This window comes from Homoserinimonas sp. OAct 916, assembly GCF_003260275.1.
Classification (GTDB): domain Bacteria; phylum Actinomycetota; class Actinomycetes; order Actinomycetales; family Microbacteriaceae; genus OACT-916.
Genome location: NZ_QJHB01000001.1, coordinates 204,040 through 218,354, shown reverse-complemented (window position 1 = coordinate 218,354; position 14,315 = coordinate 204,040). Strand labels below are relative to the sequence as shown.

General features: G+C 65.5%; 12 protein-coding genes. 6 read left to right on the top strand and 6 right to left on the bottom strand.

Annotation, left to right across the window (positions count from 1 at the left end; translation table 11 throughout):
* Positions 1–10: 10 nt before the first annotated feature.
* The 4 genes from DL891_RS00940 (at position 11) to DL891_RS00925 (ending at position 6,406) form a co-directional block, all read left to right on the top strand.
* Complete coding sequence (locus DL891_RS00940) at positions 11–2,710, top strand: cell wall-binding repeat-containing protein (RefSeq protein WP_198668715.1); 2,700 nt, start codon at positions 11–13, stop codon at positions 2,708–2,710.
* 68 nt (positions 2,711–2,778) lie between these two features.
* Positions 2,779–3,942 carry a hypothetical protein gene (locus DL891_RS00935; protein ID WP_111718538.1) on the top strand — a complete coding sequence of 388 codons (1,164 nt, stop codon included), beginning with the start codon at positions 2,779–2,781 and terminating at the stop codon, positions 3,940–3,942.
* Positions 3,943–4,048: 106 nt separating this feature from the next.
* Positions 4,049–5,113 (top strand): non-hydrolyzing UDP-N-acetylglucosamine 2-epimerase, encoded by a 1,065-nt coding sequence (gene wecB / locus DL891_RS00930; RefSeq protein ID WP_111718537.1) that lies wholly within the window; start codon positions 4,049–4,051, stop codon positions 5,111–5,113.
* 126 nt (positions 5,114–5,239) lie between these two features.
* Positions 5,240–6,406: an N-acetyl sugar amidotransferase gene (locus DL891_RS00925; RefSeq protein ID WP_111718536.1), complete on the top strand. Its 1,167-nt coding sequence runs from the start codon at positions 5,240–5,242 to the stop codon at positions 6,404–6,406.
* Positions 6,407–6,467: 61 nt separating this feature from the next.
* Here DL891_RS00925 and DL891_RS00920 read toward each other — a convergent pair whose 3' ends face one another.
* From DL891_RS00920 to DL891_RS00895, 6 genes are all read right to left on the bottom strand, one after another.
* On the bottom strand, positions 6,468–7,412 hold the full coding sequence (locus DL891_RS00920; protein ID WP_157962340.1) for a hypothetical protein: 945 nt from the start codon (positions 7,410–7,412) through the stop codon (positions 6,468–6,470).
* Positions 7,413–7,619: 207 nt separating this feature from the next.
* On the bottom strand, positions 7,620–8,900 hold the full coding sequence (locus DL891_RS00915; protein ID WP_232818936.1) for a glycosyltransferase family 4 protein: 1,281 nt from the start codon (positions 8,898–8,900) through the stop codon (positions 7,620–7,622).
* A gap of 2 nt (positions 8,901–8,902) precedes the next feature.
* The gene (locus tag DL891_RS00910; RefSeq protein ID WP_111718534.1) at positions 8,903–9,889 is read right to left on the bottom strand and encodes a Gfo/Idh/MocA family protein; all 987 of its coding nucleotides are present in this window, start codon (positions 9,887–9,889) and stop codon (positions 8,903–8,905) included.
* Positions 9,889–11,013, bottom strand: a complete 1,125-nt coding sequence (locus tag DL891_RS00905) for a DegT/DnrJ/EryC1/StrS aminotransferase family protein (protein ID WP_111718533.1) — start codon at positions 11,011–11,013, stop codon at positions 9,889–9,891. Before DL891_RS00905 ends, DL891_RS00910 begins: the two co-directional genes overlap by 1 nt.
* Entirely contained in the window at positions 11,006–11,599 is a 594-nt protein-coding gene (locus DL891_RS00900) for an acyltransferase (protein ID WP_111718532.1), read from the bottom strand. The genes DL891_RS00905 and DL891_RS00900 overlap by 8 nt, the downstream gene beginning before the upstream one ends.
* Positions 11,600–11,656: 57 nt before the next feature.
* The gene (locus DL891_RS00895; protein ID WP_157962339.1) at positions 11,657–13,117 is read right to left on the bottom strand and encodes a lipopolysaccharide biosynthesis protein; all 1,461 of its coding nucleotides are present in this window, start codon (positions 13,115–13,117) and stop codon (positions 11,657–11,659) included.
* 79 nt (positions 13,118–13,196) lie between these two features.
* On the opposite strand from DL891_RS00895, the gene DL891_RS00890 reads away from it, so the two are divergent.
* Both DL891_RS00890 and DL891_RS00885 read left to right on the top strand, forming a co-directional pair.
* Positions 13,197–13,862: a glycosyltransferase family 2 protein gene (locus DL891_RS00890; protein WP_111718530.1), complete on the top strand. Its 666-nt coding sequence runs from the start codon at positions 13,197–13,199 to the stop codon at positions 13,860–13,862.
* 4 nt (positions 13,863–13,866) lie between these two features.
* Positions 13,867–14,298, top strand: a complete 432-nt coding sequence (locus DL891_RS00885) for a DUF2304 domain-containing protein (protein ID WP_111718529.1) — start codon at positions 13,867–13,869, stop codon at positions 14,296–14,298.
* The last annotated feature ends 17 nt before the right edge of the window (positions 14,299–14,315 follow it).

Here is a 14,315-nt window from a genome sequence, read left to right as displayed (position 1 = left end):
AGGAGTCACCATGCCCAAGGATGGATTTCGCCCATTTCCCGACCCACGATCACGGCACCTGATTGTTTCCGGGGCGGCGATGCTGGCGCTCGTGATGAGCACAATTGCCCTGCCCGCCGCAATGGCGGAGGACGACACTGGCGCTGCTGTTGCCAGCGACGCCGTCCCGGAATCCACGCTCGTCACGGATTCCGCCCCACTGTTCGACAACGTCGGTGAGACCGGGGCTGCGGATGACCCCTCATCCGGAGCATCCGACCAGTCGGAGAACGTCGAGATCGACGACGCGAGTCTCGAAGCGGAGCCCAAACTGATGGTCGAGGGCACCCTCATGGTCTACATCGTGGATGCAGGGCCGCGAATCGTTTCGAGTGACGGTGGCGGCGCAGCATCCGACCCTGTCGACGGCGGCCGGAAGTATCTTCTGGTCACAGAATCGGGTGAGAGGTTTGACGTTGTCGGAGATGTTCCCACCTCGGTTCGGTCGGGGAGTGAATTCGCCGGCACGCTCGCGTTGCCCAAGGCGGTCGTCGATGCTGTGGACTCGGGACAGGCTGCACTCGTCGAGGGTTCGGCAGACGATCCGGTGCGCCTGGACAGTGAAGCAGGAACGCAGGTCGTCGAGGCGGTCGTCGAGCAGGATCTTCCGTTGGAGATCGCAGCGGCAGAGATCCGAACGGCGACGTATGCGGTGCAGCCCAGTAAGGCGCATATTCTCGACATCGCCGTCGTGGCGCCAAAAGACTCAGGAACCAGCACGTTCATCAGTAAGGCGCAGGTCAGTGGGCTCGTCGCCAAGATGAGTGCTTTCTGGAAGATTGAGTCACGAGGTGGCCTGCCGACTATCACTGTCCGCTCCTTCAAGAACTACAGCTCGTCGAAGACGATTGCCCAAGGCGGCTGCGATGCTTTCACGCTCTGGACTGAGGCCGCGGCCAAGTTCGGGCGAGCCCAGTTCGACTATGAGAGGGGCACAGGTGCAGAGCATCTCGTGGTGCTCAGCCCGAACCAGTGCGGCGGCGGAAACGGTCTGGGAACACTGAGTGCAGGTCTCCACTCGGGCGGGGTAATCTGGGCCGGGCTCGGCGCGGACACTGACCTGCAAACCATAGGGCATGAGTTCGGTCACAACACAAGTCTCGATCACTCCAACGCGCACCACTGTCCCGATGCCGCAGTCGTCGAAGGCAAGTACACGGCAGCGACGTACACCTTTTCAGACGACTGCACGGACGTCACCTATGCAGACTATTTCGACTTCATGTCGGGGGGCATGGTGCTGACCTACAACGGGGTGCCCACGAGCAACAACACCCTGACCGCGCTGAACGCTCCCGACCGCGAGAGGCTCGGGCTGTACAACACGGGGGAGCTCGAGCCGGTTGCACAGGAGGCCGGAGTGGCCGCGTCGACGAAGACCTATACGATCAACGCGGCTACCGTGACGAGCGGACTGCGGGCGTTGAAGGTCAAGGATCCGAAAAACCTGGAGACCTACTACGTTGAGTTCCGTTCCGGGAGCGGCGTCGATAAGGACGCGCTCTATACCCAGCCCAACATCGAATGGGCTCAAGAACTCGGAGCCATCGATGGGCTCGGCGTTGGCGTGCGGATCGTGAAGCGCCGTTGGGACAATTCGACGGCGGCGCTCAGGGCGATAGACATCGACGGTGAGGGGTGGCGGGACATCTTCCTGGCGGAGGGGAAGAGTCTGACCAGTCGGGGAGGCGGCCTCATGGTGACGGCGTCACAGGTGGATCTGGCCGCGGATACGGCGACGGTATCCATCACTTTGAAGGGGATGGGCCCGGCGAAAGTGGATCGGATTTCGGGTGATGATCGGTATGTGACGGCGGTGGAGATCTCCAAGGCGGGGTTCGCTGGGACGGCTCCGGTGGTCTACCTGGCGACGGGCACCAATTATCCGGATGCGTTGTCGGCGGCGCCGGCGGCGACGAAGAAGGGCGGCCCGTTGCTGTTGACGATGCCGAAGTCGTTGCCGGGGCCGGTTGCGGCGGAGATCAAACGGTTGAAGCCGCAGAAGGTTGTCGTGGTCGGCGGGACGGGGGCGGTCTCGAACCAGGTGATGGATGCCGTGAAGAAACTGCTGCCCGCAGCGTCGGTGAAACGAATCGGTGGCACGGACAGGTTCGACACGTCTCGCAAGTTGATCGGTGACGCATTCCCGTCATCCGGCACGGCGTATGTGGCGACGGGGATGGATTATCCGGATGCGTTGTCGGCGTCGGCGGCGGCCGGGGCGATCGGGGCACCCGTGGTTTTGGTGAATGGTAAGGCGAAGTCGTTGGACACGGGCACGGCGGCCCTGTTGAAGAAGTTGGCGGTGACGAAGGTGCTGATCGCCGGCGGCACCGGGGTGCTCAGTAAAGGGATCGAGACGGGGTTGAAGGCGTATTCGCCGACCAGGTTCGCCGGCAATGACCGGTTCGAGACGAGCCAGAAGATCAACAAGCAAGCGTTCCCGAAGGCGGCCAGGGTGTTTTTCGCGACCGGGTATCAGTTCCCGGATGCGTTGGCCGGGGCTGCGTTGGCGGGGGCGAGTAAGGCGCCGTTGTATGTGGTGCAGCCGAAGTGTGTGCCGGCGGGGATCCTGACGGACATCAAGGCTGCTGGTGCGTTGCGGGTGACGCTCCTCGGGGGCACCGGGGCGCTGTCGAAAGACGTCGCGTCACTGAAGAGCTGCGGGTAACCAAGGACTGGTTGCCCGCCCAGCCACGTTGTCGGGCCGATCTGACCGGTACCTCTAGCATTGAGAGTATGACCGGCCCGGCACGCATCCTCTCGATCTCGTTCTCGGAATACGTCGCAGATGCTCGGGTGCTTCGACAGTTGCGGGTGCTGGCCGACTACGGCGAGGTGACCACGATCGGCTATGGGCCCAAACCCGAGGGGGCGACCGAACACCTCGAACTGGTCGGATCGCCGGCGTCACTGCCGCAGACGGCGACTGGTGTGACCAGGCTCGCGCTGAGAATGCATCGCTCCGCAGACCTGGCGGCGCCGGCCAACCGGGCGGCACTCGAGATGCTGGCCGGGCGCGAGTTCGACCTGGTGGTCGCGAACGAGGCCCGCGCGTTGCCGCTCGCGCACACGGTGGCTGGCGGCGCTCCGATCTGGGGAGACATGCACGAGTGGGCGCCGGAAGAGCGCACCCACGTGTTGTCGTGGCGGCTGCTGGTGGCACCGTTCATGCGCTCCATCTGCGCCCGCTACCTCCCACTGACCGCGGCTGTCACCACGGTCAACGGTTCCATCGCCGAGTTGTACCGGGAACAGTTCGGCTGTGACGTGGAGGTGGTGCGCAATGCGATCGCCCTGCAGAACCTGGAGCCGAGCCCCCTCGAGCCGGGACGGATCCGCTTGGTGCACAGCGGGGGCGCTGTCCCCGGACGCAACCTGGAGGCGCTGATCGACGCCACACTGGCGCTCGACGCCCGATTCACGCTCGATCTGTACCTCATCGAGGCACGAGATGGCGGTCGCTACCTGCAGCAGTTGAAAGCGCGTGCAGCAGGGTCGGAGCGCATCTCGTTCCATCCGGCGGTGAAACCGTCCGAATTGCCGAAAACGTTGAACACGTTCGACATGGGCATCTACGTCCTTCCCCCGCAGACCACGAACCACCGACTCATGCTGCCCAACAAGTTCTTCGACTTTGTGCAATCGCGGCTGGGGATGGTCTTCAGCCCGGCCGTGGAGACCAGCGCATTGATCGAGAAGTTTGGGCTCGGAGTGATCTTGCCCGACTTTGAAACTGACTCACTCACTCGGTCACTCGCGTCGCTCACAACTCATGATGTCGAGCGGTTCAAGGCAGCCTCTCACGCGGCCGCTCCCGCCTTGAGCTCGGCCGAAGACGAACGAGTGCAACGCGGCATCATCGAACGCCTGCTCGGACGCCGGCGGCCGGCATCCGCCTGACGTGCCAGCGATCACCCGTACCAGCACAGATCTTCCCAACGCAGTTCTCCCCAGCCCCTACGTTGACAGCCCATATGCTCGAAACCCAGACAAGAAGGTCTCCTCAATGCGAATCCTCAGCGTGGTCGGCGCCCGCCCCCAATTCGTCAAACTCGCTCCGATTGCGCGTGCAATGGCGGGCCGGGCCGAGCACATCGTCGTGCACACCGGGCAACACTACGACGAACTCATGAGTGACGTGTTCTTCCGTGACCTGGGCATCCCCGCTCCCGATGTGAACCTCGCGGTCGGCAGCGGCAAACACGGGCAACAGACCGGGACGATGCTCGCCGGCCTGGAGGCCGAGTTCGAGCGTTTTGCACCCGATTGGGTGCTCGTGTACGGCGACACGAACTCGACCCTCGCCGCGGCGATCGCGGCGGTGAAACTACACTTCCCGGTAGCGCATCTGGAGGCGGGTCTGCGCTCCTTCAACCGGCGGATGCCCGAAGAGCACAACCGCGTACTCACCGACCACGCCGCCGATCTCTGTCTCGCACCCACCGAGGTGGCGATGGGCCACCTCGCCCACGAGGGTTTGGTCGACCGCAGCGTTCTGGTCGGCGATGTGATGACCGATGTGCTTCATCGGGTGCGCGACAGCGTTGCTGGCACCGAGCCCGACCTGCCCCTCGGCGTGCATGTGGGGGAGTACTACGTGAGCACCCTGCACAGGCCTGACAACACGGATTCGCCGGAGCGCCTCGCCGCGATCATCGAGGGGCTCGCGGCGTTGGATGCCCCGGTGCTCCTGGCCGCCCACCCCCGGCTGGTGCAGTTGGCCGCCCAGCACGGCATCGATCTGGAACAGGGTGGCATCCGGCCGATCGCTCCGCTGGCCTATCCGCAATTGGTGGCGACGGTCATGCAGAGTCGCGGTGTGATCACCGACTCGGGTGGCTTGCAGAAGGAAGCATTTCTGTTGCGGGTGCCGTGCACGACCATCAGGCCCGAGACCGAATGGGTCGAAACTGTCGAGCTCGGCTGGAACACATTGGTCTCCGACGATCTCTCGATCTTGGCCGACGCGGTGCATCGACCATTGCCCCCGGCGACCGAAGCCACCCCTTACGGTGACGGGCATGCCGCCGACCGCGTCGTGGACACTCTGCTCGGCGTAAGCGTCGACTGATCGTTTCAGCAGGTTCCTCAACGCGCGGAATGAGTTCTGGAGCTTCGTCACGAATGACACGTAGAATAGCGCCGATCGGGGGCCGCGGGCGGCAACCGGCACGTCAAGAAACGGTGGATTCGGCGCATGACGGCTGACGGCTTGCAACTGTGCACGCGGTGCGTGATGGACACCTCCGACCCGGGAATCTTCTTTGACGACAAGGGCCTGTGTTCTCACTGCCAGCGTTACGACAGCAGTTCTCGCGCCGTCGTGGAGTCGGCGAACCGTGGCGACCGTGCAGGCGAACTCGCGCGCCTGGTGGCCACGATCAAGGACTCTGGTCGCGGGAAACCTTACGACTGCGTGGTGGGGGTCAGCGGAGGAGTCGACAGTTCCTACCTGATTCGGCAAGCCGTGAAATTCGGGTTGCGTCCGTTGGCCGTGCATTTCGACTCCGGATGGAACTCGCCGCAGGCAACCCAGAACATTGAGAACATTGTTCAGAAACTCGGACTGGACCTGGTCACGGATGTGGTGAACTGGACTGAGATGCAGGATCTGCAATTGGCGTTCTTCAGGGCATCCGTCGCCAATTGTGACACCCCGACCGACTTCGCGTTCCCGGCGATCGCGTTCAGGCAGGCGGCCAAACACGGAATCAAGTTCATTCTTTCTGGCAGCAACCTGGCCACCGAGTCGATCCTGCCGAAGGCGTGGGGTTACAATTCGTCGGACGCCGTGCACCTTAAGGACATTCATCGCCGCTTTGGCACCACACCGCTGCGCACGTATCCGTCGCTGGGCATCTTCAAACGCGAGGTGTGGTACTCCCGGGTTCGTGCGATCCGCACCGTGAAGATGTTGAACTACATGCCATACGTGAAAGACGACGCCAAGGCGACAATCACGGCGGAGCTTGACTGGCAGGACTACGGTGGCAAACACCATGAGTCGGTGTTCACCCGGTACTTTCAGGGCTACTACTTGCCGACGAAGTTCGGTTTCGACAAGCGGCGGGCACACCTGTCGTCCCTGATCAATTCAGGCCAGATGACCAGGGTCGAGGCTCTCGAGGAATTGAGTCTGCCCCCGTACGACCAGGAGTTGCGCGAGCAGGACCACCTCTTCATCGCCGAGAAATTGGGACTGACCGCGGCAGAGCTCGATGCCATCGTGGCGGCAGAGCCGGTGAGCTATCGGGAGTACCGCAACCAGGAGTGGCTGTTCAACGCCCTCATAGGGCTGCGCACCGTCTTGAGGCGCCCCCGTAACGCTGCCGCTCCGCCAAGTACAGCCCCGCGCCCCGCCTGACCGCCCCTCGTGAATGTGTTGCCGAGAGTGCAGAAGTTGGGCAAATAGCTCTCGTATTCCCTCATCGACTGCCCACTCGGTGCGGCTGTTGCGCGAGAACCAATCGGACTCGACACACGAACGCCCGCGGGTCGATGAAAACATCGTCTGCAGTGACCCGGATGACGCGCCAGCCGTGCGCCTCGAAGCGCTCCCGCCGAAAGATGTCGTGGCGAAACTGCCACTTGTCAACGCGGTGGCCGTCTCCTTCGTACTCGAAAACCACTCGCTGCTCGGGATAGGAGAGATCGGGCTTGCCCAGCCGTTCACCGCTCGCGCTGTAGATGGGCATATTGACCCGGGGTTCCGGCAGGCCGGCATCCACGAGGATCAGCCGCACTCGCGTCTCGGGGCGGGAATCGACGCCGACGCGAACCAATTCGAAAGCCACCCGCAGCTTTCGTACGCCACGCGCGCCGGCAGCTGATGCGACCCCTTCGTAGAGCTGTTCTGGAGTGGCGAGCGCCGGTTCGCGGCCGAGGTCAGTCACCCGGCCGGAGACCAGGAAGTCTGCGGCGGCCACCAGATCGTAGTGCGCGAGGAACGGTGCGAGCTGAATCCATGCGGTTGCCGGGTTGACGACGGTGAAACCCCGGTAGGTCGCCACGCGGTCGGCCAGTTTGTCCAGACGATGCCCGACGACGCCGACCACACGCAGCTGGTGCGCCTCGCCGTCGACGCTTACATGAACTGCAGGGGCGTTTTGCAAAAAAAAGGGGGGCAGCGGAATGCGGTAGAGCTGCGCCGCCGTGATGTGGCTGAACGCCTGGCCTGGTTGCATTCGAGGCTGGTAGCCCAGACACCGGCCATAGACGGTGCCCAGATCGAGACCGACGGCCCGCACGCCGCGGGAGATTCGTTGCATGTCGCGTGCGAGCATCCGGGTCGGGGTCAAGTGGCCTTGGGCTTCGGTCGTAAGGAAGGCGCGCCCTCGAAAGCGTGGCGGGAGCGGGCTCGGGGTGCGCATCGGCCCAGTGTGCCCACCTCACCCATGCCCGCTGTCCAGTTGACGCGCATCTGGGGACAACTCGGCTGGGCCCGCTCACCAGCGGTGGGGCTGGGCTCGTCAAATCGGTGTCGAGAGGGCAGTCGTTGAGGTTATTCGAGCGTGAAAACCCCATCTGCTCACCTCTCGCGGGAGGGGGGGGAAGGGAAGGTGCGAAGGCGGGCGGTGTCAGGGGGCGACGTCGAGCACAGCGGCGGCGGCACGGGTGCCGGCCGCAGAAAGCGACGCATTCTCGGCCACCCACGCGGCTCGGGCGGTGGCGCTCGCCGATGGTGATGGATGCGCTGCCACAGCCTCCAGCATGGCCGCTGCCACCGCAGACGCCGTGTACTCCGGCGTCCAGCCCAGTCGTGCGTGCCGCACCATCTCGGTGGAGGCACCGGTGCCCGCGAAGATAACGGGCGCACCACAGGCGGCGGCCGCATAGATCTTCGTCGGTTTGGCGAAGTCATAGCCCTGCCCCGGCACGATGCTCACCAGCGCGGCGGCTGCCGACCGCAGCCAGGTGGCGGTCTCGGCCGGCGGGATGACGCCGCCGAAGACCACGGCGCCGGGAACCCGGGCCGTCGCCAGGGCGCGCAACTGATCCTCGGCCGAACCCTGCCCGAAGAAGTACAGTCGGGCATCCGGATACGTCTCGCGCACCGCAGCCAATGCCTCGATGAAGACTCCGGCTCCCTGCCACTCGCTCATCGTGCCGGTGTAGACGAAGTACGGCGGGGTCGCTCCGGCGGCGGCCACCCCAGTCGCGCTGGGAGCGTCTCGGGTTTGCGTGCGGTCGTCGTCGGCCTCCGCGGTGCGCGCTCGCAGGCGTGCAGGCGCCCCTTCGGCCGTCGGCCCATCGACCGTGAAAATGCTGGTGTCGACCCCGTTGCCGACCGTCGTGACGCGGGTGGGATCCACCCCGAACCTTCTCACCTTCTCGGCCACACCGTCAGAGATTGCGAGCACGTGTGCCGCCCGTCGCAGCACGTGCCCCTCGACCCGATGCATCAACCGGGTCACGAGGCCGGGGGCGGATGTCGCGGCCAACGCCTCGGTCCAGATGTCTGCGGCGTAGTACACGTACGGGCGCCTCCGGAGCCAACTGGTCACGGCGACCACGAGGCCGGTCGTCGGGGGTGGTTCGGAGACCACCACATCGGCCCGCGCGAACAGAAGCCGGACGAACAGCGGGATGTCGAAGCTGAGGTACTGCACATAGCCGCGCACGTTGCCGCCGGCATCCCGCAGCACCGGGAACCTGGACACCGTGAGCCCGGGCGTGCGGCCGGGCGCCGGGGCACCTTTCGGCGGCACCGTCGTGACCGCCCGAACGGATGCCCCGGCAGCCACCAACCCCTCAGCCAGCGCCTGCAGCCGAAACGCCGCAGCACCCACCTCCGGGGTGAACAACCTGCTGGCGATCAGCACCCGTGTGCCCGAGACCGCCATCGAGAGTGCCGCCATCGTTACAGGGACACCACGGTGGATTCGCGGGCGGATTCGAGAACGGCCTCGGCAACCCGCAGCGTGTCCAGGCCCTCCTGCATGGTGACGATTTTGTTCGATACCCCGAGCACCGCATCCCGGAACGCCTCGTGTTCCAAGCGCAGGGGCTCCTGCTTCTTCAGCGCGTAGCGGATCATCGAGCCCTCGGAGACGCCCCGGAACGCGGCAACAGAGTCCCAGCGCGTGGTCATTGTGCCGTTCTCGTAGAAGTAGAGGTCGGCCGCGATCGTGTCGGCGACGTAGGCACCGCGCTCCCCGGTGACGACGGTGCAGCGCTCCTTCATCGGCGACAGCCAGTTGACCAGATGGTCGGTGATCACACCGTTCGCCAATTGCCCCGAGATCGAGACCATGTCTTCGTGGGGGCGCCCACTGCGGGTGGTGGTACGCGCAGACACCGAGGTGTACGGGCTCTGCGCCAACCAGCTGGTGAGATCGATGTCGTGCGTGCCGAGGTCTTTGACCACGCCCACGTCAGCGATCCGTGCCGGGAACGGTCCCTGCCGCCTCGTGGCGATCTGGTAGACCTCGCCGAGATCGCCCGCCTCGATGCGCGAGCGCAGGCTCTGCAGGGCGGGGTTGAACCGTTCGATGTGCCCAACGGCGCCGACCAGCCCCCGTGAGGCGAATGCCTCCAGGATGCGACGACCGGCCACCGAGTCGCTCGCGATCGGCTTCTCCACCAGGGTGTGCACGCCGGCCTCTGCCAATTCCAGCGCCACCTCCTCGTGCATCCCGGTCGGCACGGCGACCACCGCCATGTCGAGCCCCTCGGCGATCAGCTCGGCGACTGTCTGCAGCACGGGAAGCTTGCCGGAGACCTCGTGCGGGTCACCCATCGCGTCGGCAACACCGACCAGTTGCACGCCGTCCACCTCGCGCACCACGCGTGCGTGGTGACGGCCCATCATGCCGAGCCCGACCAGCCCGACCCGCAGATCACCCATCAGGCACCTGCCGCAGCGAGTGCGTTCACAGCGGTCACGATGCGTTCGAGGTCGTGCTCGGTCAGCGACGGATGCACCGGAAGGCTCAGCACCTCGGCCGCCGCCTTCTCGGTCTCCGGCAGATCTTCCGGGCGTTGGAATGACGGCAGCCTGTGGTTCGGGATCGGGTAGTAGACCCCGCTGCCGATGTTGTACTCGCTCTTCAACGCCTCCGCCAGACCGTCGCGGTCTTCGCCGACCCGGATCGTGTACTGGTGGTAGACGTGGCTGGCACCCACAGCGAGCGGCGGGGTGGTGACCCCGGCCAGGTTCTGGGACAGGAACGCGGCGTTCGCCTGCCGTTTCGCTGTCCAGCCCCATACTTTCGTCAACTGAACCCGTCCGATCGCCGCGTGGATGTTCGTCATCCGCGCGTTGAAGCCGACCAGTTCATTCTCGTACTGCCGCTCCATGCCCTGGTTGCGCAGCAGACGCAGTCGGCGCTCGACCTCCGGGTCGGCAGTGGAGACCATTCCGCCCTCGCCGCTGGTCATGTTCTTCGTCGGGTAGAGACTGAACATCGCGAAGTCGCCGAATGTGCCCACCCTGCGGCCGTCGAGGGAGGCGCCGTGCGCCTGCGCGGCGTCCTCGAAGATCTTGAGGCCGTGTTCGGCCGCGAGCGTGCCGAGTGCATTCATGTCGGCCGGATGCCCGTACAGGTGCACCGGCATGATGCCCACGGTGCGCTCGGAGACCACCTGGGCGACACTCGCCGCATCGAGGCAGAACGAGTTCGGGTCGATGTCGGCGAACACCGGGGTGGCCCCGGTCAGGGCGACCGAGTTGGCGGTGGCCGCGAAGGTGAACGACGGCACGATCACCTCATCGCCCGGGCCCACACCGGCGGCCAGCAGACCCAGGTGCAGTCCGGCGGTGCCCGAGTTCACGGCGACCGCCGCACGACCGTCCAGCAGCACCTCAGAGAACTCGCGTTCGAACCGGGCCACCTCGGTGCCCTGGGCGAGCATGCCCGAAACCAGCACCTCGTCGACAGCCCTGCGCTCCTCGTCGCCGATGATGGGCCGGGCGGCGGGGATGAATTCATACTCTGTCACGTCGTGCCGCGTCGATTGGTGCTCAGTCATTGGTGGCCTCTCGCAGGCTGTCGTTCTCTTCGAAGTAGCGGGCTCCGGTGGCCGGGCACACCCACCCGTCGCCGTCACGTTCCAGGGGAACCCCCGCGCGGCCGACCCAGCGGATGCGCTTGGCGGGCACCCCCGCGACGAGGGCAAAATCGGGTACGTCGGCGGTGACCACGGCGCCGGCGGCCACCGTCGCCCAGGCTCCGATGGTGACCGGGGCGATGCAGACGGCGCGGGCGCCGATGGATGCCCCATCGCCGATCGTCACGCCGACGGCGTCCCAGTCGGAGGCCAATTTGAGGGCGCCGTCCGGGGTGACCGCGCGCGGGTAGGTGTCGTTGGTGAGCACCACGGCGGGGCCGATGAATACGCCGTCGCCGAGCACGGCCGGCTCGTAGACCAGGGCGTAGTTCTGCACCTTGCAGTTGTCGCCCATCACCACACCGGTGCCGATGTACGCCCCGCGCCCGATGATGCACCGGGTGCCGAGCTGTGCCCGCTCGCGAACCTGGGCCAGATGCCAGATGCTCGAGCCGTCACCGATCACGGCTTCGTCTGACACATCGGCGCTGGGCGCAACGAAGACCACCTGTGACCGTCCTCTCGGAGTTTTGCGGAACAACTGGGGGGCACCGACACAGGCCGACTAGCCGGCCGTGGGTTTCCTCACCGAATTTAGCATGCCCAGGTACGGCCACATCAGCGCAGCCCAGACGAGTGCGAAGGCAACGGTCGCCAGCACGTCACCGGCGAGGCCCCAACCGAGGCCGTCTCGGCCGATGCTGATGAGTACCAGGGCGATCGCCCCGAGCGCGGCACGCAGCCAGAGGCCGCCCCACGGCATCCGGTCCTGCACCCAGATGAACACGATCGGGCCGAACCCGGTCACCACGGTGCCCGCCAGATAGCCCCAGGCGACGCCGGTGACCCCGAGCCTCGGGATCAGAAGCGCCATCGTGGTCAGCCCCACCGCCATGCCGACCACGCTGAGCAGCGCGGGGATGCGCACCCCCGACGATGTGGTCGTGCTGAGCGAGTTCACGGCGCCCACGTTCAGGGTGACCAGAAGTGACGCGATCAGAAGGATCGGCAGGATACCGACCGCATCCGCATAGCGTGCACCCCAGAACAGATCGATGATGAGTTGGCTGTTCAGGATGAGCGCGGCGAAGGCGCCCCCCATAACCACCACCAGGCCGCGGGTGGCCAGGTCGGTCTGCCGGCGAACGGCGGCGAGGTCGCCGCGGCCAGTGGCGTGCGCCATCGCCGGGAACAGCACCAGCGACAGCGACCGGGCGAGCATGGAGGTGGGGGTGGCCAGGGTGAGGGCGGCCGCATACATGCCGGCCTCGGTGCCGTGGCCCACCCCTTGGGCGATGATCATGGTGAGTTGCAGAAACCCGGTGCTGGCGAGGGTGCCGACCAGGGTCCACGCGGTGAAACCGTTCATCTCCTGGCGGAGGGGGTGCGGCAGCCGGTCTCCGCGGTGGCGCCTGGGCCACCCGGCGATCGCATAGATCAGGTAGCCCACCGTCAGTGGGGCGAGCAGGAGGGCGGTCCAGCCGGCCCAGATCACTCCGACCAGCAGCCCGATGGCAACGACCGCTGTGATCACATCCCAGGCCACGGATCGGTTGATCTGGCCGATCGCGAAATAGATTCCTCGTACGAACGTATAGCCCGAGTATGCGATGACCAGCAGCATGACCAGCACCGCGGTGGCCAGGTCGTTGCGTGCCTGGAACAGGTACGAGAACGCCCCGGCGGGCACGGCGAGCAACCCCGCGGTGACCGCGGTGACCCTGGCCAGGTGCGCGGCGATGGCAGCCGCCTGGCCGGAGTCGCCTGACCCGCGTGAGCGGGCGATGAATTTCGTGGCGGCGGCACTGGTCGCATTGGGCCAGAGCAGGGACATGAACAGGGCCAGGGAGATGGCGCTGTTGACGGCAGCCAGCAGGGCCGGTGTCAGCAGGTTTCCGATCAGGATGCTGTACACCGTGCGGATCAGACCCTGCACGGTCACGCTGATGGTGGAGAGCAGACCCTTGTTGGCAAGACTCGTCTTCTCGTCGTGGGCGATATCCACGCGGCCGAGCCAACTGCTCATGCGCATTCGTCGTCCCTCGGGTTCATGCCCCAACGCTAGCGGTCACGGAGGCAACACCACGATATGCCAAACTGTACGCATGGCGCGTACCTGGGTTGTTGTCCCCATGCTCAATGAGGCAACCGTCATCGCTCAGGTGGTGGAAGAGGTGCGTCGAGCCTTCGATTTCGTGGTCTGCATCGACGATGGATCCACTGACGATTCTGTGGCCCAGGCGCGTTCTGCCGGCGCGACCGTGGTCGAGCATCCGACCAACCTCGGTCAGGGTGCCAGCCTGCAGACCGGTTTCAGCTTTGCCCTGGCCGACCCGCAGATGACCGAGGTGGTGACCTTCGACGCCGACGGACAGCATTCGGTCGCGGATGCGAAGGCCATGGTCGAAGAACTTCGTGCGAAGAACCTCGACGTGGTGGTGGGATCTCGTTTTCTCGACGACCGCACCGAGATCGGTGGCCTACGAAAACTGATCCTGAAGTCGGCTGCCCGCTACACCCGCTGGACGACCGGGATGGCACTCACCGACGCGCACAACGGCTTGCGGGTGATCGACCGCGACCTGCTCGCGAAGATCCGGCTCCGGCAGAATCGGATGGCCCATGCGTCTGAGCTGATCGACCAGATCGGCGACCTCAAGGCGAACTGGGCAGAATACCCGACTCACATCATCTACACCGACTACTCCCGGTCGAAGGGGCAATCCTTGCTGAACTCCGTCAATATCCTCGTCGAGATGCTGTTCCGGTGATCCGATGCTGATCGTCTTCCAACTTCTCGCGGTGCTGGCCATCGCCGTGGCGGCCTTCTTCATGCTGCGGGGCGGGGGAGCACGCCACCAGGCGATCCGCCGCATCCTGATGATGGTGTTCATCATCGCGGCCGCCTCCAGCGTCTTTTTGCCGCAGATCTGGACGAAACTGGCCAACCTGTTCGGCGTCGCGCGCGGGGCCGACCTGCTGCTGTACTTTCTCGTGCTCACCTTCCTCGGGTTCGTGGCGACCAGCTATCGCCGGTTTCGGGCGCTGGAGGGCCAGGTGACGGAACTGGCCCGCAGGATCGCGATTGACCGCGCTGGGGGCCCCACCGACGTGCCCTCTGGCGGCTCGCCGGCCCGGCCCACCCCGCCCATTCGGCCCGGAGACCCGCCGGCTGACCCGCCCGAGGGTCCGCCCGTCGAGAAGTAGTGACTTCAGCAACGGGG